The organism is Bacillus sp. FSL R5-0523, from assembly GCF_037975295.1.
Lineage (GTDB): Bacteria > Bacillota > Bacilli > Bacillales > Bacillaceae > Bacillus > Bacillus subtilis.
On record NZ_CP150251.1, the window covers coordinates 355,710 to 373,367 of the forward strand.

The following is a 17,658-nucleotide window of genomic DNA, read 5'->3' on the forward strand; positions in this document are numbered from 1 at the left end:
TGCCTCATCCTTTCTTATATGCACCCGTCTCTACAGTCGGGTTTTGAATCAGTGACAGATCTGTTTGGAGGCTTTCCAGCAGCTGTGCCCTTAGGTCTTCTTCGAATAGCACTTCTCTGGTATGAACGATCCCGAGACGTTCTATCCACTGATGAACAGCTTCTAAGTAATGAGCCGTTTCCCGATAATACTGGATCAGTCCTTTGATCATGTCGGCAGTGCTGTCTTCGTTCTCAGTCACGCAAAACAGAGCTCCTGAACGGGCATGAGTTCCCCGGACGGCGCCGATGTGAATGTCCCAGCCAGCTTGTGTCCGAATTGCGCCGACATCTTGCAGGGCGGCATCGGTGCAGTCTGTTTCACATGATAAGCTGATAGAAATGGGAGCGGGTAAGGAAAGCGTCTCAAGTTGTCTTTCGATTTGGGCTGCCAGCTGCTGAATCGATCGATTTTGCCCGCATGTACATGCTTTGATGCTTTGCAGCGTGTGTCGGTGTTCATTGGTGTAAACGGGCATTTTCAGGTCTTTTTTTATGTTCGGGAGATCCGCAGGCTTGATCCCGGAAAGCTTCAGCCTTTGGCCGTGAGTGATGGATACGTCGGGAATGCTGTATGCCTCAATGATGTTGGCGATGGTTCTTAGCTGCTCCGCGTTTGTCCGCCCGCCGTACATTTGCGGAATCAGGATGCATGTCTCTTCAGTGGCTGGCTCAGGCTGGACAAACCCAGGGTACAGCATTTCCAGATAGTATTGAATCGCAGGAACACAAGTACTGCATCCTTTTTTTGTTTTCCAGTCAAGCTGGTTCATCACTTCTGCCGGATTAGTGAATGGCCTGCGCTGAAGCTCAGCGATGATGTCGTCTTCTGTAAAATCAGTACAGCTGCAAAACGAAGGTGTGCCGGCGGGCTTCGTATATTCGCTGTTGGTCATGTACCTCAAAAGGTCTTCAACGAGCGGTTTGCATCCTCCGCAGGACCCAGTGGCTTTGGTGCAGTGCTTGACTTCCTCAACAGTTGTTAAGCTTTTCGTGTTCACCGCGTCTTCAATCGCGCCTTTCGTTACTGTGTTGCATTGGCAAATCGTTTCACTGGAAGGCATGGATTCAAATAAAGTGCCGCTTGTCTCCGGTTCGATGATCTGCTTTTTGACAATGGAGATGTCTCGTTGTTTAAGCAGGCTGTCGAGAAGCCGCTGCTTGTCACGGGTGTCTCCGAATAAAATAACGCCGGCCAGTTTGTCATCTACAAAAAGCGCTTTTTTATAAACTCCTGCTTGTTCGTCGTAGATTTTGATGCTCGTCGTGCGTTCATCCTCTTGGATCTTTCCTGCTGACCACACATCGATTCCAGCTATTTTTAACGCCGCAGATGGTGCTGAGCCTTGATATTCCTCACATGGAACGCCGCAAATATGACTGGCGAGAGCTTTTCCCTGCTCATAAAGCGGAGCCACCAATCCGTACACCGTTCCGTTATGCTCAGCGCATTCACCAACGGCGTAGATATTCGGTTCGCTTGTCTGCATGAAGTCATTCACGATGATCCCGCGGTTCACTTTGATTCCAGCGGATACAGCTAATTCAATATTCGGTCTGACGCCGGCCGCCATCACAATCAAGTCTGCTTTTAATGAAGAGCCATCTTTAAAATGGATTCGGTCTGCCTTGGTGGCGCCGGAAATGGAGACGGTGTCTTTCTCCAAAAGAAAGGTTAGGCCTTTTTGTTCCAGCTCTGTTTGCAGCAGCCGCGCCGCTGTTTGATCGAGCTGTTTTTGCATAATGCCGGCGGAGTGGTGAATGACGCTGACATCCATACCGAGATGCTGTAAACCGACTGCAGCTTCCAGTCCTAATAAGCCGGCTCCGATTACCGCAGCCTTTTGAAAGTGCTGGGCCATGTTCATCAGCGCTTGGCAGTCTTCTATTGTCCGAAATCCATAGACACCTTTTTTGTCTGCCCCGGGGATAGGGAGAATATGAGGGGAGGAGCCTGTTGCCACTATTAATTTGTCATACGACAGAGTGCGTTTCCGATCTGTGATGACCTGCTGCTGATCTGTATCAATCTGAATAACCGTTTCGCCTGTGTAAAGCGTGATCCCGTGCTTGTCGTACCAATCCTTGCTGTTCAGTGTAATATCATCGAGTGACGCTTCACCCTGCAATACAGAGGATAAGAGAATGCGATTGTAATTGGGATGCGGCTCGCTTCCGAAAATGACAATCTCAAACATGTGGCGATTCAGCTTTAATACTTCTTCAATACAGCGGATTCCGGCCATGCCGTTTCCCGCTAACACCAATCGTTGTTTCTTCATGTATCAGACCTCCTTTGGCGAAGCTCGTAAGTTTTCTCCTATTAAAAATTATGTCACAATGCACTGTTAACGCATTAAACGTGTCACAAAAACTTACACATGTCTTTTCCAGAAAATAATGGTCCTATATCCTTGATTCAGAAAATGTAAAATAATGAGGGTCTAGAAAGGGGAATCTTATGAAGCTGTCGGAACTGAAAACTAGCGGTCATCCACTCACGTTGCTCTGTTCCTTTTTATACTTTGATGTCAGTTTTATGATATGGGTTATGCTTGGGGCGCTGGGTGTTTATATTTCTCAGGATTTTGGCCTGTCTCCTTTTGAGAAAGGGCTTGTCGTAGCTGTGCCGATTTTATCTGGATCAGTGTTTCGTATCATTCTTGGTATTTTAACGGACAGAATCGGACCGAAAAAAACGGCAGTGATCGGGATGCTGGTGACGATGATTCCGCTGCTTTGGGGGACATTCGGCGGCCGTTCCCTGACTGAGCTGTATGCCATCGGGATTCTGCTTGGCGTGGCGGGGGCAAGCTTTGCTGTAGCGCTGCCTATGGCCAGCCGCTGGTATCCGCCTCATTTGCAGGGACTTGCGATGGGGATTGCCGGAGCGGGGAACAGCGGCACGTTGTTTGCAACCCTGTTTGGCCCTCGTCTGGCAGAGCAGTTCGGCTGGCACATTGTCATGGGAATTGCGCTAATTCCATTATTGATCGTCTTTATTCTTTTTGTATCCATGGCAAAGGATTCTCCTGCACAGCCGGCTCCGCAGCCACTCAAAAGCTATCTGCATGTGTTCGGGCAAAAGGAAACATGGTTTTTCTGCCTGCTGTACAGCGTCACATTTGGCGGATTTGTCGGGCTCTCAAGCTTTTTATCTATTTTCTTTGTTGATCAATACCAGCTGTCAAAAATTCACGCGGGCGACTTCGTTACATTATGTGTGGCGGCGGGGAGCTTTTTCCGGCCTGTCGGGGGCTTGATTTCGGATCGTGTCGGCGGCACGAAAGTTCTTTCTGTACTGTTTGTCATCGTGGCACTGTGTATGGCCGGAGTCAGCAGCCTGCCATCTCTCTCAACGGTTATTGTTCTATTGTTTGTCGGAATGATGGGGCTCGGAATGGGTAACGGTGCAGTATTCCAGCTCGTGCCGCAGCGTTTTCGCAAAGAAATTGGCATGGTGACGGGAATCGTCGGTGCGGCCGGAGGAATCGGAGGATTTTTCCTGCCGAACATCTTAGGATCTCTCAAACAGATGACAGGCACATATGCTATCGGTTTTATCACGTTTTCCTGTATCGCGCTGCTGGCGTTTGCACTTGTGCTTGCCGCAGGCTATTACTGGCGGAAAAGCTGGAGCGCGGAAAGCAGCCCGGCGGATGTTTAGGGTTTTGACGGACACGCGTTTGTGCGTGTCTTTTTTATTTTCTCTTGATTTTCAACAGTGAACCGATCAAAATAAATAGTAATTATTACGATTTGTTAGCGAGAGGAGTTTTCTGAATGAATCAACATACGCTGCTCCCGAAAAAAACGGAGCGTCTTCAATACTTTGGATCGGTCAGTCCGATCAAAGGCGAGAAACCAGTGGAAAAAGAGAAAATGAAGGACCTGCAAAATATCAGGAAGGATTATTTTTTTGACATTCAGCATGTAGGTGTCGCTAATGTGTCCCATCCAGTCACAATCACTTCTGCCATGATGCCTGCCGAGCAAACAACTGCTGCGAATTTTACAATGACTTGTAATTTACCGAGAAATCAGAAGGGGATTAACATGAGCCGGTTAACAGAGCTGCTGCAAGTCTATCATCAAAACGGCTGGATTCTCTCATTTTCCTCTCTTCAGCAATTTACGAAAGAGCTTGCAGAAAACATGGACACATCATCTGCCTCAGTTGAAGTGAGGTTTCCGTGGTTTTTCGAACGGAAAAGTCCGAAGCTTGAGAAAGCGGGTTTGATGCATGCTGATATATTCATGTCTGTCACCTATCGCAAAGATCAGCCGTTTAAACAGCGTGCCGGCATCTCAGCAAAAGTAACGACTCTGTGCCCTTGCTCCAAGGAAATCAGCGAATATAGTGCCCATAATCAGAGGGGAACGGTCAGCATTTGGGCGGATATTCACCCGGCCGCATCGCTGCCAAGTGATGTTAAAGCTGATTTGCTTCACGCCGCAGAATCAAATGCCTCTGCGAGACTGCATCCGGTATTGAAGCGCCCTGATGAAAAAGCGGTGACAGAAACGGCCTATGAGAATCCGAGGTTTGTTGAGGATCTCGCTCGGCTGATTGCTGCAGATTTGTTTGAGCTTGAATGGGTGTCTGCCTTTGAGATTGAATGCCGCAATGAAGAATCGATCCATCTCCACGATGCCTATGCGAAGCTGTGTTTTTCGAAGGAAGTGGATAAAATATGAAACTCTCATTATTCATTATTGCAGTTCTTATGCCAGCCTGCCTGCTGTCAGCCTGCTCCGATCATGCAGAAGAACACGCAAGTATCAATACAAAGAAAACGGTCGAAAACATAACGGACGTTCGAAAAACAGCAAAAACAAGCATTGATTGGACAAAGCCTTCGGGTGGAGAATACCCGGATATTAAACAGAAGCATGTCTGGATTGATGTGAATGTGAAGGAGCAGAAGGCTTACATCAAGGAAGGAAGCAACACCATCTATACAATGATGATCTCTTCTGGTCTTGATCAAACAAAAGATGATGCTACGCCAAAGGGCACCTTTTATGTAGAGCCTGAACGGGGAGAATGGTTTTTCTCCGAAGGATACCAGGAAGGCGCAGAATACTGGGTATCATGGAAAAATCACGGTGAATTTTTATTTCATAGTGTGCCAATGACTAAGGATCAAAAAGTCATCAAAACGGAAGCAGAAAAACTAGGAACGAAAGCATCTCACGGATGTATCAGGCTGACCATTCCAGATGCGAAATGGGTATATGAAAATATCCCTGAACATACAAAAGTGGTGATCAGCTGAATTGAAAACCGTTGACAAAAAGGAAAAAAGACCATACAATTTAAATCGTAACAATTACGTTTTGTTGTAAATGCTTATCATTAGCTGTGCATCTGTGAAAAGCGGAAAGGCTAAGGATCTTGCTGTCATTGATCCCCATGAAGCGTCTCTTGAAAACTGGAAACGAAACCCAATCTACTTTTGATGAGATATTTGCGCTTTCCATCGGTTCAGCAACGCAAGTGGAGCAATTGCTTTATGCAAGCTGCGGTTTTCCGAATGTCGGCAAGGGGCAGGGATTTGCGATGGGGAAAAGGATTAAACGCGGTTGGAGCCTTTACGGATTTAGAAATCGGGCAGCAACGAGAATGTTTTCGGAGCGCGAAAAGCTGCTCTACACCATTGTACATATGGCGAAGTATACAATTTAAATCGTAATCATTCTATTTTAATGGAGGCATTATTATGAAAAAAATTCCGGTTACCGTACTGAGCGGTTATCTCGGTGCGGGAAAAACAACATTGCTGAACAGCATTCTGCAAAATCGGGAAGGCTTGAAAATAGCAGTTATCGTAAACGATATGAGCGAGGTGAACATTGACGCGGGTTTGGTTAAGCAGGAAGGGGGCCTTTCCAGAACAGATGAAAAGCTTGTGGAAATGTCAAACGGCTGCATTTGCTGCACGCTTCGCGAAGACTTATTAATTGAAGTTGAGAAGCTGGCAAAAGACGGACGGTTTGATTATATCGTCATCGAATCGACAGGAATCAGCGAACCAATCCCGGTGGCCCAGACTTTCTCTTATATCGATGAAGAGATGGGAATCGATCTTACAAAATTCTGTCAGCTGGATACGATGGTGACAGTGGTTGATGCCAACCGTTTTTGGCATGATTATCAGTCAGGCGAAAGCCTTCTGGACCGCAAAGAAGCATTGGGGGAAGAGGATGAAAGAGAAATCGCCGACCTCTTGATCGATCAAATTGAGTTTTGCGATGTACTGATCTTAAATAAATGTGATTTGGTCAGCGAGCAAGAGCTCGAACAGCTTGAAAACGTTCTTCGTAAACTGCAGCCAAGAGCCAGGTTCATTCGTTCCGTCAAAGGAAATGTAAAACCGCAGGAGATTTTGCATACAGGGTTATTTAACTTCGAGGAAGCGAGCGGATCGGCCGGCTGGATTCAAGAGCTGACGGCAGGCCATGCGGAACACACCCCGGAAACAGAAGAATACGGTATCTCTTCATTTGTATATAAGAGACGTTTGCCGTTTCATTCTACACGATTTTACCGTTGGCTGGATCAAATGCCAAAGAACGTGGTACGTGCCAAAGGAATCGTCTGGTGCGCATCTCATAACAACCTTGCTTTGCTGGTGTCGCAAGCAGGTCCGTCGGTTACGATTGAGCCTGTATCTTATTGGGTGGCGGCGCTGCCGAAGCTTGAGCAGGAGCAAGTCAAGCAGCAGGAGCCGGAAATCCTGGAGGAGTGGGACCCGGAGTTCGGCGACCGCCTAACACAGCTAGTTTTTATCGGAACTGACCTGGATGAAGAAACGATTACGAAAGAGCTTGATCAATGCCTGCTGACTGAATATGAATTTGATTCCGACTGGTCGCTGTTTGAGGACCCGTTTAAATGGAAGCTGAATCAATAGAAAAAAAGCCGTCCCCTGGGGAGCGGCTTTTTTTAATGAAACGTTTGTTTAAACATAATGAGCGTATTTTTTCTCAAGGATATTCTGAAAGACCGCGGCAATGGAGCAGATGGCCCAATAAATGAGAGCGGTCAGAATATACATGGTCATATAATCAAACTCTCTGCCCCCGATGATTTTCGCATGCTGGAGCAATTCCGGCACTGTAATCATCGCAGCGAGAGATGATGCCTTGATTAAGTCGAGCAATACATTGGCAAGCGGAGGCAGCGCAATACGTATCGATTGCGGCAAAATGATGCCCCTCATCGTCTGCCAATAGGAAAGACCCAGCGAGGATGCGGCTTCCCACTGTCCTTTTTCGACGGATGAAATGGCTGACCGGTTAATTTCCGCAATGTAGGCGGCGCTGTTTAGGCTAAACCCGATTAAAGCAGCCGTGACAGCGGAAAATTCAATGCCGATATAAGGAAACCCGAAATAAAGGATAAACAAAATCACCAAAATCGGAACGCCCCGCATAAATGAGATATAGAGCTTCGCTGGCCATCTTAACAAAGCAAGTTTAGACATTCTGGCGAGTGATATGAACAGGCCGATCACAGTTCCCGCAAACATGCTTACAAAAGAGATGAGCAGTGTATACCCAATGCCTTTTATGACATAAGGGAACGATTCAATAGCCAGCTTCGTGTTGAAAATATATTCCCATTGAATGCTATTGATCATGGCGTCCGATTACAAATCAACGTCCTGAACGTCGGCATCAATTTTTTTTGATACATCTGCTTTATTGAAGAATTGTTTCGATAGTTTAGTCAAAGAGCCATCCTTGCTCATCTCTTTCAATGCTTCGTTCATCTTTTTCTGAAGTGCCGCACTGCTTTTTTTCATGACAAGGGCCTGTTTGTTCGGCATGTACTTGATGTCAGGATGAATTGTAATGTTGAGATTCGGGAATGCCGCGAGCGCAAGTGTCTGCAGGTAATAGTCGTTTAAAATGACGTCAGTGCGTCCGTTGGCAACATCTTTTAAATATTGCTCATTCGTCGCATTATCATAAATCACTTCTTTGGCGCCGTATTTTCTCGCGACCTCCATGTAGACGGTTGTAGCCGCGCCAGCCGCTTTCTTCCCTTTTAAATCCTTAAGCGTTTTAATCCCGGATAAATCGTCTTTACGGACGATTGCCGTGCCGTATGAATATTTATATGGAGTAGAAAATGCGAACTTCTTCTCGCGGTCCTTCGTCACATCGATGTCATTTGCGGCTGCGTCAACCTGTCCGCTGTTCACCGCTGTCAGCATCCCGTCAATGCCCATCTCCTTGAACTCAACCTTCAGCCCTAAGCGTTTTGCCGCTTCACGAACAACTTCAACCTCGTAGCCCGTCAGCTTATCAGAGCCAGAGTCAGTATCGTGATAAGAAGTGGGATAGAGCGTACCTGATGTAGCGACTACGATTTTCCCTTTGTCCTTGATTTGCTCCCAGCCTGTATCCTTGGAATCGGCTTCATTTTTGCCGGAACAGGCTGCCAATATAAGAAAGAAAGCCATTGTGAAACTGAATATAACGGCTTTGGAATGCATGAATGATTTCACCTATAGTTCCCCCAATCTGTTAATCAACTAAAAAGATAGCATTGAACATAAGGGGTTGCAATATGTTGATCGCGTTTTCAAAAAGTTCGAATTGTGTATACAAAAAGCATAGGTGGGTGTTTAAAAGCGTCTATGAAGGGAAGAGGTGATGAAAAAAGGGGTTGTCCAAGGATGAATGCCAGACGTACCAAGGAAACGCATGTGAAAGTGAAGGATGCAGCAGACTCGTCACTCATCTATGCCAATACCGGAAGAAATGGTCAAGAAGCATGAAACCGATCTTCAGGATAAATTAAGTCTTGCTGATGCCCCTAAGGCATATGATATATTCGATGAGAAAGAAAATGGAAACATTTAAACCATAATGGGGAGTTAAATGAATATTTACAAACCAGCCTGATTGTACTGCTGTACTCTATTTATGCTGCCGGTGTTTTGGCGCGGCTACCTTATCGGAAAAAGAATCTGCGGAATCAGAATCGTAAAAAAAGACGGATCACAAGTCAGCCTGTTAACAATGTTTTTACGGGTTATTGTAGCCGGCCTGTTTTACGGTATAACCTTCGGACTCGGCTTGATCGCCAGCCTGATTCTGATTGCCGTACGAGAAGACAAACGGACCCTGCATGATTTAATCGCGGGAACGTATGTCACTTATGCGACACCAGGTGAAGAAGAACTTAATGCTGACGAAGAGATTAGAAAGAGCGAATAATGGTTCGCTCTTTTTATTTTTATGCATAAAAAATACAAGGCAGCAAAACATATGAAAAATAGGATTGGAGGAATAAACTGGATGAAACGAATAACCATCAACATCATCACAATGTTCATTGCAGCGGCTGTCATTTCTCTGACCGGTACAGCTGAGGCCGCTGAAAAACAGCAGCAGCCTCCCGCAAATGTTACACTGACAGATCAGCAAAAGAAAGAGATTGAACAACTGGAAGCAGAGATTCTTAAAAAGCGCAAAGACGTGATCTCAAAGTATGTACAATATGGTGTCCTGCCTAAAGAAAGAGGAGAACACATCAAAAATCACTTGGACAAACACTTTGAAATGATGAAACAAAACGGCTTTGTTCCAAAGCACCATCCTCATCCGCATAAATTTGAAAAAAGACATTAAAATGGTAAGCATCCAATGGGAATTGGGTGCTTTTTTATTGTTAAAAGTTACTGAATGAATTTTCCGAAAAAATATATCGCTTTTGTTGATTATATCTTACAATAAGATATAAATGGGGTGTATAATGATGGAAATGAATTTAATCTCTAAACTTAATCAGCAGTGGACAGATATTTATTATTTATTACATTATCAACATAAAGATAATATTTCTCACCAGGCAATACGGATTATGCAGCATATTGAAAAGCAAGGTGAGGCGACAATAGGAGCTTTGGCTGAATACTTGTCTGTCTCTCACAATACAGCGTCAGAGCATACTAAACGTTTGATTCAAAAGGGATTTATAGCTAAACGGCGAAGTCAACAGGATGAACGAAAAGTTTTAGTTTTCTTAACACAAGAAGGAAGATCTGTTCTTGAACAGCATACACAGCTAGATAAAGAGAAATTAAAAGAAATAATTGAACGAATGAGCACATCAGAAAAGGAATTACTTGAACAGGCATTTGAACTTTTAAGTAGGGAAGCTAAACAATGGCAGTTTTAAGTAAAGTAATCATCTCTGCGTTGATTATTGGTTTTGTTACTGAAATATCAAAAAGACATCCGACCTATGGCGGCATCATTGCCGCTTTGCCCTTGGTCAGTTTATTAAGCCTTTTTTGGATGCAAATACAAGGTGAAAAAACAGCTCAATTAAGTCAATTTGCGTCTGGTGTGCTTACAGGAATCCCAGCTACAGTTTGTTTACTAGCTATTTTGGCTTTTTTGCTGAAAATTCATATGCCGTTTTGGTTTGCATTATGTGTTGGAATACTAGGATGGGCTATGTTTTTATGGATGCAGAAGATCTTTCTCAATATATTATTTAACTGAGTATAGAAAGGAGATGCTATGTTTTTAAAAAAGGTTACTCTTCTTCGAGATAAGATTTTGGACTTTGACAGATTTCCTTTTACTATCCCTGCTATAAGTCAATTAAATGACATCTTATTTACTAGCCAAGTGACTTTTTTTGTGGGGGAAAATGGATCTGGAAAATCTACTTTGCTTGAAGCGATAGCAGATAAGTGTGAATTCAATACAGCGGGCGGAAGCCGAAATAATGTCTATGAATTACGGGAGTCAGATTCCCATTTAGGAGATTACATACGTTTATCTTGGCTTCCAAAGGTAACAAATGGCTTCTTCTTAAGGGCTGAATCGTTTTATCATCTTTCTCTTCATCTGGATGAGATGGAACTAGATGCTCCTCAGCCATACCGTTCCTATGGAGGGAGGCCGCTACACAATCAATCACATGGAGAGTCCTTTATGTCTCTATTCCGTCATCGTTTTAAAGAGAAAGCGATTTACCTTTTAGATGAGCCAGAAGCAGCACTTTCTCCAGCTAGACAATTAGCTTTTTTGAGAGTTATACATGATTTGGTGAAGGGCGGAAATGTACAGATGATCATTGCGACTCACTCCCCAATCCTACTGGGCTATCCCAATGCTAATATTTTAAGCTTTGATGGTGGAAGAATACATCATATTGAATATGAGAATACAGAGCATGTTCAATTAACTCGATATTTTCTTGGACATAGAGAAAAAATATTAGCTGAGCTGTTCCGCGACTAACATCGAGTTGATATGAAACGCGTTTCATAGCCTATGATAGGTTTATCAATAATTCAGGAGTGATAAACACTATGATCCACCAGCATCCAGAATCTTTTCCGAAACATTTTTTGTGGGGCTCTGCTTCTGCAGCGTACCAGATTGAAGGCGCTTGGAATGAAGATGGCAAGGGCCCCTCTGTTTGGGATGTGTTTACGAAAATACCGGGCAAAACGTTTAAAGGAACCAATGGCGACATTGCGGTTGACCATTATCACCGATTTAAAGAAGATGTCGCTCTGATGGCTGAGATGGGGTTAAAAGCATATCGATTTTCCGTCAACTGGCCACGGGTTTTTCCAAAAGGAAAAGGAGAGATCAATGAAGCAGGTCTAGCGTTTTACGATAGTCTGATTGATGAATTGCTTTCTCATCACATCGAGCCGGTTCTGACTTTATATCACTGGGATTTGCCTCAAGCGCTTATGGACGAATACGGCGGGTTTGAATCCAGAAACATCATAGAGGATTTTAATCACTACTGTATTACTCTTTATAAACGTTTTGGAGACAGGGTGAAATATTGGGTTACGTTAAACGAACAGAACTACAATTTTAATCACGGATTTATTACAGCCATGCATCCGCCTGGAGTGAAAGACAGAAAACGATTTTACGAAGCAAACCATATTGCGTTTCTGGCTAATGCAAAAGCCATCGAATCATTTAGAGAATATGTACCTGAAGGCAAAATAGGTCCTAGCTTTGCTTATTCTCCGGCTTACCCTTTATCAAGCCATCCAGAGGATATACTGGCATTTGAAAACGCCGAAGAATTTATGAACAATTGGTGGCTTGACATGTATTGCTGGGGAACCTACCCGCAAATTCCATTCCGCTACTTGGAAAAACAGGGATGGGCGCCGACAATTGAAGCAGGAGATATGGACCTGCTCGCCAAAGGGAAGCCTGATTTTGTAGGTGTCAATTATTATCAGACGATCACCTATGAACGAAATCCGCTTGATGGTGTGTCTGAAGGGAAAATGAATACGACAGGCCAAAAGGGAACTAATCAGGAGACGGGGATACCCGGAGTGTTCAAAACGAAAAAAAATCCGCATCTGACAACGAGCAACTGGGATTGGACAATTGACCCAATTGGGCTGCGTATCGGTCTTCGCCGAATTACAAGCCGCTATCAGCTTCCAGTGTTTATAACAGAGAACGGTTTGGGTGAATTTGATAAAGTTGAGGACGGCACTGTACAGGATGATTATCGAATTGATTATTTACGTTCGCATCTTGAGCAATGCAGACAAGCCATCAGTGACGGTGTCGATTTAATCGGCTATTGCAGCTGGTCGTTTACTGATCTGTTAAGCTGGCTGAACGGCTACCAAAAAAGATACGGATTTGTATATGTCAATCGTGATGAAGAAAGCACATCCGATTTAAAACGCTTGAAGAAAAAAAGCTTTTATTGGTATCAAGATGTCATCAAGACGAACGGAGAAAGTTTATAAAGAGTCCCTGAGAGTTATTCTCTCAGGGGTTTTTCATTACACAGAAACAGCATCAATAATATAAGTGTCGGCGTGCAAATCTGACATTTCAGCCGGCACAGTCCAGCATGTCAATTGATAGTCTCCTTTAGGCAGATCAAAGGACAGTCTTTTAGACATGATGCTTTCAATATGAATTCCGTTTTCTGTGACATGAAAAGGAACAGTCACTTTTTTTTCGTAGGAGCTTACTGTTTCTGAACTGTTCAGGCGCAAAAGAATAAAGGCCTTTGTATTTCGCTGTGCCTCAAAGGAAATGGCTCCGTCTGCCGCAGCATATCCTTTTTCAATCGCTTCGTCAGTCCAATCCATTACAGGAGGTGTAGAATCCTTTTGAAATACAGTAAATTGATGATATGAAATCGAAAGTTCTTGCGGCTTCCATGATTTGATCAATGTGCTGTTCCTCCTCTATGTACTGTTTACTGAATTGTGAATAAAACCTTTGTGCCGTCTGGGTAATCGGTAAGCTGATGCCCGACCCAAGAGCCTGCTCCGCGGTTGTCAGCGGGAGAAATGTATTCTACAGAAGCTCCCTCACCGCCTTCTTTGCACATGGCCATTGGCCATTCATCTCTGTCATACCCCTTTTTGGAAGGTACGTCCTTTAATGATTGCTCACGGCGTTCCTCAGCTCCGTCTCTGTCAATAGTGCACACCTCTGAGTGTCCCTCATTTATCGCATCCTTAATATGCTTGGCAGTTTCGGGATACCGGTCAGATGGGAAGGCGATTGTTTCATCATATTCTTTCGTTTGAGACGTTTTTTGATCAGCTGAGAAAAAGTCTCCTTTTATCAGGCCGACAGCTGCAGCTGCTATGATGACGATGACGAGAAGTATTGTTTTTATGATGTCCGTCGTGATGTTCACCTCCCGCTTTTAAAACTGACACAAGAGTAATCCAGAAAGCATTTGGTGTAAAGGTTTAAATTTTATGTTTTACGCTCAGTTTATTGCAGAAATCGTAATTTTAGCAGATCGAAATATTTGTTTTCAGCAAAATACGATTGCCAATTTACAATAATGATAGTAAGTCATCAGCCGTTTTCGGCTTGATTAATCATTTTAAATTGGCTTATGATACCGGTAAGCTCCTCAGCTAATTGAGACAGCGTTTCAGAAGCTGCGGTAATCTCCTCCATTGCAGCAAATTGCTCCTCTGTTAATGCAGCCGCTTGCCGGGTATTTTTAGTAGATTCTTTAATGTCGGCCGTATTGGCTGCAAAGGAATCATTTATTTGATGTGCACTGGCTGAAATGTTTGTTACAGATGCTGATAAATCACTAATCTCGGCACTGATTTCACCAGTTGCAGCTGCAATTTCCTTAAATGCATCTCTGGTGCGCTGGATCATGGTGACTCCTTCTGCAGCTTCTGTTTTCACATGCTCAACAGATCTTGCAGACCGGTTCATATCCTTTTGTATTTCTATGATCAGTTTTGAAATCTGTCCCGCAGACTGTTGAGACTCTTCTGCTAATTTCCGTACTTCATCAGCAACAACAGCAAAGCCTTTTCCTTGTTCACCGGCTCTGGCAGCTTCAATTGCTGCATTCAGCGCAAGCAGGTTTGTCTGATCGGCAATTTGGGTGATGACCGATAAAATTTGCTCAATTTGTTTAGAGCGTCCGTCTAACTGGTGTATGATTTCTCCGCTTTTCTGAATTGACTGGTGAATCGCATCCATTTGCGCCTGTACATTTGCAATTTCCTTTTGCCCAATGTCTGCTTTTGATTGCGCGAGCTGCCCTTTGTCAGCGATAGCGGCAGTATTTGCAGAAATATCCCGGATGTCTGCTGAAGCTTGTTTTAATGAGCTTTCACTGTTTTCAATTCGGGTGATCTGATCTTGGGCTCCATTTGCAATCTGCTGTACAGCTTCTGTGATTTTTTCTGAAGCTTGATTTGTTTCCTCTGCTCCGGCTGAGAGCTGCTGAGAGGCTGACGCAAGCTGAAGGGCTGATTGTTGTACGGTTTGTATGGTATCGTTCAGCTTCATTCTCATCTTATTATAATAGACGCTTAGTTCTGAAAGCTCGTCACCGGTTTTGTCTGACGCCTCTATTGTCATATCTCCGTTTCCGGCACTTTCAAAGGCGCTTTTTAAAGCGTTCAGCCGCTTGTTGATTTTTCTGGTGAAAACCAAGACAAGGATGACTGATACTATAATGACGATAACAAGAACGATAGCGAATTGAGTGAAAAGTGATTGTGTAAGTGATGCTAAAATACTTTGATTAGCTCCGGTATACAGCATGCCGATGATGTTCCCATTTTGATCTTTTAACGGCATGTATGCAGTCTGATAAGAAGAACCTGCTACATCTGCTTGTCCGTAAAAACGCTTTCCTTTCTTTAAAACAGCGGCAATAACTTCAGAAGAAGCCTGGGTGCCGACAGCTCTTTCGCCATTCTTCATGACATTGGTTGCAACACGAGTATCGCCTTGGAAAATGGTAATGGTATCACCTGTTTTTTCACCAAGCAGATCAACAATATCTTCATTTCCATTGATTTGTGTTTGCCCTTTATAGAGCTTATTGTTTTTCACCTGCCAGTCGCCTGACATGACATCATCAATATAAGTGCTGCTTAAAGCGAGATCACCTTTCGCTTTTTCAGTTGCCATTTGTTTCATGCTTTCAGTAATTTCTTTAAGCATCACAGTGCCAACTGATGCCGAAAACAAAAGAATCACCACGAAAACGAGGCAAAGAATTTTAGTTCCTAGCTTCATCTTAAGTCGTTTTATCAACATAATTCCTCCTTTTGCGATTTGTAGGTCATATTACTTATCGGATTTTTGGGTTTAAAGTTTTATTTTTAAAAAATAAAACCGGCCTGATCTTCAGGCCGGTTGTGTGATGCTATTCAAGGTTTGCGTGGTGAGTGAACATAGTTTCAGAATCGAGTCCTTTTTTCTCCATGAGTTTTAAAATCACTGCATCATAGAAGAGCAGCAAAGTTTGTTCAAATAATGATCCCATTGGCTGAATGGTTTTATAGCTTCCGTTAGACTGGTCTTTAGGAGAACCAGGCATTCTGATGATGAGGTCCGCTTGTTTTCCGATGCTTGATTCCGGATTGATGGTTAAAGCGGCAACAATTCCGTGTAAGCTTTTTGCTTTTGCTGCAGTATGAATCAAGCTCTTTGTCTCGCCTGATCCTGAGCCGATAATAACTAGATCTCCTTCGGCGAGCGGCGGAGTGAGAATCTCACCTACTATATGGGCGTTGAAGCCCATGTGCATCAGTCTCATCGCGAAGGATTTTGCCATCAGGCCAGACCGACCCGCACCCGCGGTGAAAATTTGGCGGGACGAAAGAATGTGATCGGCAAGCTGGTCAGCCTCTTCATTAGAAATATAAGCTGCTGAACGTTGTAACTCATTGAGAATTTCCGCTACGTATTCAGTCGTTTTCATCGGAGTTATCCTTGGACAATCAGCTGCTTCATTTTTGAAGCTGTTTCCGCCTTATCAGCTGCGCTTGTAATTCCGCCCCCGACAATGACAAGGTCAGGGTTTTGCTTGATCACTTCTGGCAGTGTATCAAGTTTGATGCCGCCCGCGATTGCGGTTTTTGCGTTTTTTACGGTATTTTTGATTGTCGTTAATTCTTCGAAAGAGTTTTTGCCCTCTGCTTGAAGATCATAGCCAGTGTGGACGCAGATGTAGTCAACACCGATTGCGTCAATTTCTTTCGCACGGGATTCGATATCTTTCACGTTAATCATGTCCACTAAGATTTTCTTCTTTTGTTTTTTGGCTTCTTCTACTGCGCCTTTAATCGTTGCATCGTCTGTAGCCCCTAAAACGGTGATGATGTCAGCTCCTGCTTCCGACGCTTTCATAATTTCGTAGCCTCCGGCATCCATGATTTTCAGGTCTGCAAGAACCTTCAATTGAGGAAATGCTTCTTTTATTTCTTTAACGGCTCTTAGGCCTTCATTGATGACGACCGGTGTTCCGATTTCAACTACGTCGATGTATTGTTCTACCTCTTTGACGAGCTCAATGGCTTCTGGGATGTTGACGAGGTCTAATGCAAGCTGTAATTCCATTGTTGATCCACTCCCTTTTTCGAATTATTGTTCATTCTATAGGTTCCTTCTTTTGTTGAGAAGTAGGCACTTTAAAGTCAACAAGTTACTTGGAGGATACTGTGAGGAGAGACAATCAGATTTCTTTCGCTTGATTTTATGAGTGAGTATAATGAAAAAAGAGTCTGCAAAAAAGTAAGTAAGTGATGATACGTATCTAACATACAAAAAGGTTACTAAGGGGGGATTCTATTGAGCCGGATGGACGACAAAAGGTTTAATTGTGAGAAGGAATTAACGCTTGCAGTGATTGGCGGTAAATGGAAAATGCTCATTTTGTGGCATTTAGGAAAAGAAGGCACAAAACGGTTCAATGAATTAAAAACATTGATTCCTGATATTACGCAGAAGATCCTCGTGAATCAGCTGAGAGAGCTTGAGCAGGATATGATTGTTCACAGGGAAGTGTATCCGGTCGTCCCGCCGAAGGTTGAATATTCTCTGACCCCGCACGGAGAAAGCCTCATGCCTATTCTTGAAGCCATGTATGAGTGGGGGAAAGGCTATATGGAATTGATTGATATCGACAAAAATGTCATGAAAGAATCGCTGTAAGACGCTCTTCGCAAGGGTGTCTTTTTTTTGCCTTTTTTTCGGTTTTTGCGCGGTACACATAGTCATGTAAAGATTGTAAATTGCATTCAGCATTAAAAAAAGATTGCACGCAGCAGTTTGGTTTAAAAATTTTTATTTTTCT

19 protein-coding genes and 2 pseudogenes are annotated in these 17,658 nt (G+C 43.8%); 13 read left to right on the forward strand and 8 right to left on the reverse strand.

From position 1 onward, the window contains the following. Positions 1–4: 4 nt before the first annotated feature. Positions 5–2,320 (reverse strand): assimilatory nitrate reductase electron transfer subunit NasB, encoded by a 2,316-nt coding sequence (nasB, locus tag NYE53_RS01900; protein ID WP_339246952.1) that lies wholly within the window; start codon positions 2,318–2,320, stop codon positions 5–7. Between the two features lie 179 nt (positions 2,321–2,499). Between nasB and NYE53_RS01905 the strand changes: the two genes are divergently transcribed. The 5 genes from NYE53_RS01905 (at position 2,500) to zinU (ending at position 6,955) form a co-directional block, all read left to right on the forward strand. Then, positions 2,500–3,705, forward strand: a complete 1,206-nt coding sequence (locus tag NYE53_RS01905) for a nitrate/nitrite transporter (RefSeq protein ID WP_327829681.1) — start codon at positions 2,500–2,502, stop codon at positions 3,703–3,705. A gap of 116 nt (positions 3,706–3,821) precedes the next feature. Then, positions 3,822–4,736 (forward strand): GTP cyclohydrolase FolE2, encoded by a 915-nt coding sequence (gene folE2 / locus NYE53_RS01910; protein WP_335388861.1) that lies wholly within the window; start codon positions 3,822–3,824, stop codon positions 4,734–4,736. Then, positions 4,733–5,317, forward strand: coding sequence for a L,D-transpeptidase (locus NYE53_RS01915; protein ID WP_015382728.1), 585 nt, complete (start codon positions 4,733–4,735; stop codon positions 5,315–5,317). The genes folE2 and NYE53_RS01915 overlap by 4 nt, the downstream gene beginning before the upstream one ends. A 237-nt stretch (positions 5,318–5,554) precedes the next feature. Next, a complete protein-coding gene (locus tag NYE53_RS01920; protein WP_327829679.1) occupies positions 5,555–5,734 on the forward strand; it encodes a hypothetical protein in 180 nt (59 codons plus the stop codon). 27 nt (positions 5,735–5,761) lie between these two features. After that, positions 5,762–6,955, forward strand: a complete 1,194-nt coding sequence (zinU, locus tag NYE53_RS01925; RefSeq protein ID WP_327829678.1) for a zinc metallochaperone ZinU — start codon at positions 5,762–5,764, stop codon at positions 6,953–6,955. 48 nt (positions 6,956–7,003) lie between these two features. On the opposite strand, the gene NYE53_RS01930 is transcribed toward zinU, so the two are convergent. Further along, entirely contained in the window at positions 7,004–7,684 is a 681-nt protein-coding gene (locus NYE53_RS01930) for an amino acid ABC transporter permease (RefSeq protein ID WP_003234624.1), read from the reverse strand. A gap of 9 nt (positions 7,685–7,693) precedes the next feature. Beyond that, the gene (locus NYE53_RS01935) at positions 7,694–8,557 is read right to left on the reverse strand and encodes a transporter substrate-binding domain-containing protein (protein WP_339246957.1); all 864 of its coding nucleotides are present in this window, start codon (positions 8,555–8,557) and stop codon (positions 7,694–7,696) included. A gap of 161 nt (positions 8,558–8,718) precedes the next feature. On the opposite strand from NYE53_RS01935, the pseudogene NYE53_RS01940 reads away from it, so the two are divergent. The 7 genes and pseudogenes from NYE53_RS01940 (at position 8,719) to bglC (ending at position 12,817) form a co-directional block, all read left to right on the forward strand. Beyond that, a pseudogene (locus tag NYE53_RS01940) lies at positions 8,719–8,915 on the forward strand (hypothetical protein). Positions 8,916–8,950: 35 nt separating this feature from the next. Further along, positions 8,951–9,272: pseudogene (locus NYE53_RS01945) on the forward strand (RDD family protein); the annotation flags it as partial. An 81-nt stretch (positions 9,273–9,353) separates the two neighbouring features. Next, positions 9,354–9,686, forward strand: coding sequence for a YckD family protein (locus tag NYE53_RS01950; protein ID WP_021481829.1), 333 nt, complete (start codon positions 9,354–9,356; stop codon positions 9,684–9,686). A 127-nt stretch (positions 9,687–9,813) separates the two neighbouring features. Further along, positions 9,814–10,236, forward strand: a complete 423-nt coding sequence (locus NYE53_RS01955; RefSeq protein ID WP_174223465.1) for a MarR family transcriptional regulator — start codon at positions 9,814–9,816, stop codon at positions 10,234–10,236. Beyond that, on the forward strand, positions 10,224–10,565 hold the full coding sequence (locus tag NYE53_RS01960) for a DUF3147 family protein (protein ID WP_339246961.1): 342 nt from the start codon (positions 10,224–10,226) through the stop codon (positions 10,563–10,565). Before NYE53_RS01955 ends, NYE53_RS01960 begins: the two co-directional genes overlap by 13 nt. 18 nt (positions 10,566–10,583) lie before the next feature. Then, on the forward strand, positions 10,584–11,312 hold the full coding sequence (locus NYE53_RS01965; protein ID WP_336155004.1) for an AAA family ATPase: 729 nt from the start codon (positions 10,584–10,586) through the stop codon (positions 11,310–11,312). A gap of 71 nt (positions 11,313–11,383) precedes the next feature. After that, complete coding sequence (gene bglC, locus NYE53_RS01970; RefSeq protein ID WP_336155006.1) at positions 11,384–12,817, forward strand: 6-phospho-beta-glucosidase; 1,434 nt, start codon at positions 11,384–11,386, stop codon at positions 12,815–12,817. Between the two features lie 36 nt (positions 12,818–12,853). Here bglC and nin read toward each other — a convergent pair whose 3' ends face one another. The 5 genes from nin to hxlA all read right to left on the reverse strand — a co-directional run bounded on the left by nin (position 12,854) and on the right by hxlA (position 16,922). After that, positions 12,854–13,252, reverse strand: coding sequence for a DNA-entry nuclease inhibitor (gene nin, locus NYE53_RS01975; RefSeq protein WP_015715226.1), 399 nt, complete (start codon positions 13,250–13,252; stop codon positions 12,854–12,856). 26 nt (positions 13,253–13,278) lie between these two features. Next, a complete protein-coding gene (gene nucA, locus NYE53_RS01980) occupies positions 13,279–13,728 on the reverse strand; it encodes a DNA-entry nuclease (RefSeq protein WP_014475770.1) in 450 nt (149 codons plus the stop codon). Positions 13,729–13,895: 167 nt separating this feature from the next. Continuing rightward, positions 13,896–15,617, reverse strand: coding sequence for a methyl-accepting chemotaxis protein TlpC (gene tlpC / locus NYE53_RS01985; protein WP_339246965.1), 1,722 nt, complete (start codon positions 15,615–15,617; stop codon positions 13,896–13,898). Positions 15,618–15,726: 109 nt separating this feature from the next. After that, the gene (gene hxlB / locus NYE53_RS01990) at positions 15,727–16,284 is read right to left on the reverse strand and encodes a 6-phospho-3-hexuloisomerase (RefSeq protein WP_339246967.1); all 558 of its coding nucleotides are present in this window, start codon (positions 16,282–16,284) and stop codon (positions 15,727–15,729) included. 5 nt (positions 16,285–16,289) lie between these two features. Beyond that, on the reverse strand, positions 16,290–16,922 hold the full coding sequence (gene hxlA, locus NYE53_RS01995; RefSeq protein ID WP_251187267.1) for a 3-hexulose-6-phosphate synthase: 633 nt from the start codon (positions 16,920–16,922) through the stop codon (positions 16,290–16,292). 231 nt (positions 16,923–17,153) lie between these two features. On the opposite strand from hxlA, the gene hxlR reads away from it, so the two are divergent. After that, a complete protein-coding gene (gene hxlR / locus NYE53_RS02000; RefSeq protein ID WP_003246265.1) occupies positions 17,154–17,516 on the forward strand; it encodes a transcriptional activator HxlR in 363 nt (120 codons plus the stop codon). Positions 17,517–17,658 lie beyond the last annotated feature (142 nt).

Coding starts and splice junctions, on each gene's coding strand:
- nasB (WP_339246952.1), bottom strand. CDS start 2,320: ATGAAGAAACAACGATTGGTGTTAGCGGGAAACGGCATGGCCGGAATC.
- NYE53_RS01905 (WP_327829681.1), top strand. CDS start 2,500: ATGAAGCTGTCGGAACTGAAAACTAGCGGTCATCCACTCACGTTGCTC.
- folE2 (WP_335388861.1), top strand. CDS start 3,822: ATGAATCAACATACGCTGCTCCCGAAAAAAACGGAGCGTCTTCAATAC.
- NYE53_RS01915 (WP_015382728.1), top strand. CDS start 4,733: ATGAAACTCTCATTATTCATTATTGCAGTTCTTATGCCAGCCTGCCTG.
- NYE53_RS01920 (WP_327829679.1), top strand. CDS start 5,555: ATGCAAGCTGCGGTTTTCCGAATGTCGGCAAGGGGCAGGGATTTGCGA.
- zinU (WP_327829678.1), top strand. CDS start 5,762: ATGAAAAAAATTCCGGTTACCGTACTGAGCGGTTATCTCGGTGCGGGA.
- NYE53_RS01930 (WP_003234624.1), bottom strand. CDS start 7,684: ATGATCAATAGCATTCAATGGGAATATATTTTCAACACGAAGCTGGCT.
- NYE53_RS01950 (WP_021481829.1), top strand. CDS start 9,354: ATGAAACGAATAACCATCAACATCATCACAATGTTCATTGCAGCGGCT.
- NYE53_RS01955 (WP_174223465.1), top strand. CDS start 9,814: ATGGAAATGAATTTAATCTCTAAACTTAATCAGCAGTGGACAGATATT.
- NYE53_RS01960 (WP_339246961.1), top strand. CDS start 10,224: ATGGCAGTTTTAAGTAAAGTAATCATCTCTGCGTTGATTATTGGTTTT.
- NYE53_RS01965 (WP_336155004.1), top strand. CDS start 10,584: ATGTTTTTAAAAAAGGTTACTCTTCTTCGAGATAAGATTTTGGACTTT.
- bglC (WP_336155006.1), top strand. CDS start 11,384: ATGATCCACCAGCATCCAGAATCTTTTCCGAAACATTTTTTGTGGGGC.
- tlpC (WP_339246965.1), bottom strand. CDS start 15,617: ATGTTGATAAAACGACTTAAGATGAAGCTAGGAACTAAAATTCTTTGC.
- hxlB (WP_339246967.1), bottom strand. CDS start 16,284: ATGAAAACGACTGAATACGTAGCGGAAATTCTCAATGAGTTACAACGT.
- hxlA (WP_251187267.1), bottom strand. CDS start 16,922: ATGGAATTACAGCTTGCATTAGACCTCGTCAACATCCCAGAAGCCATT.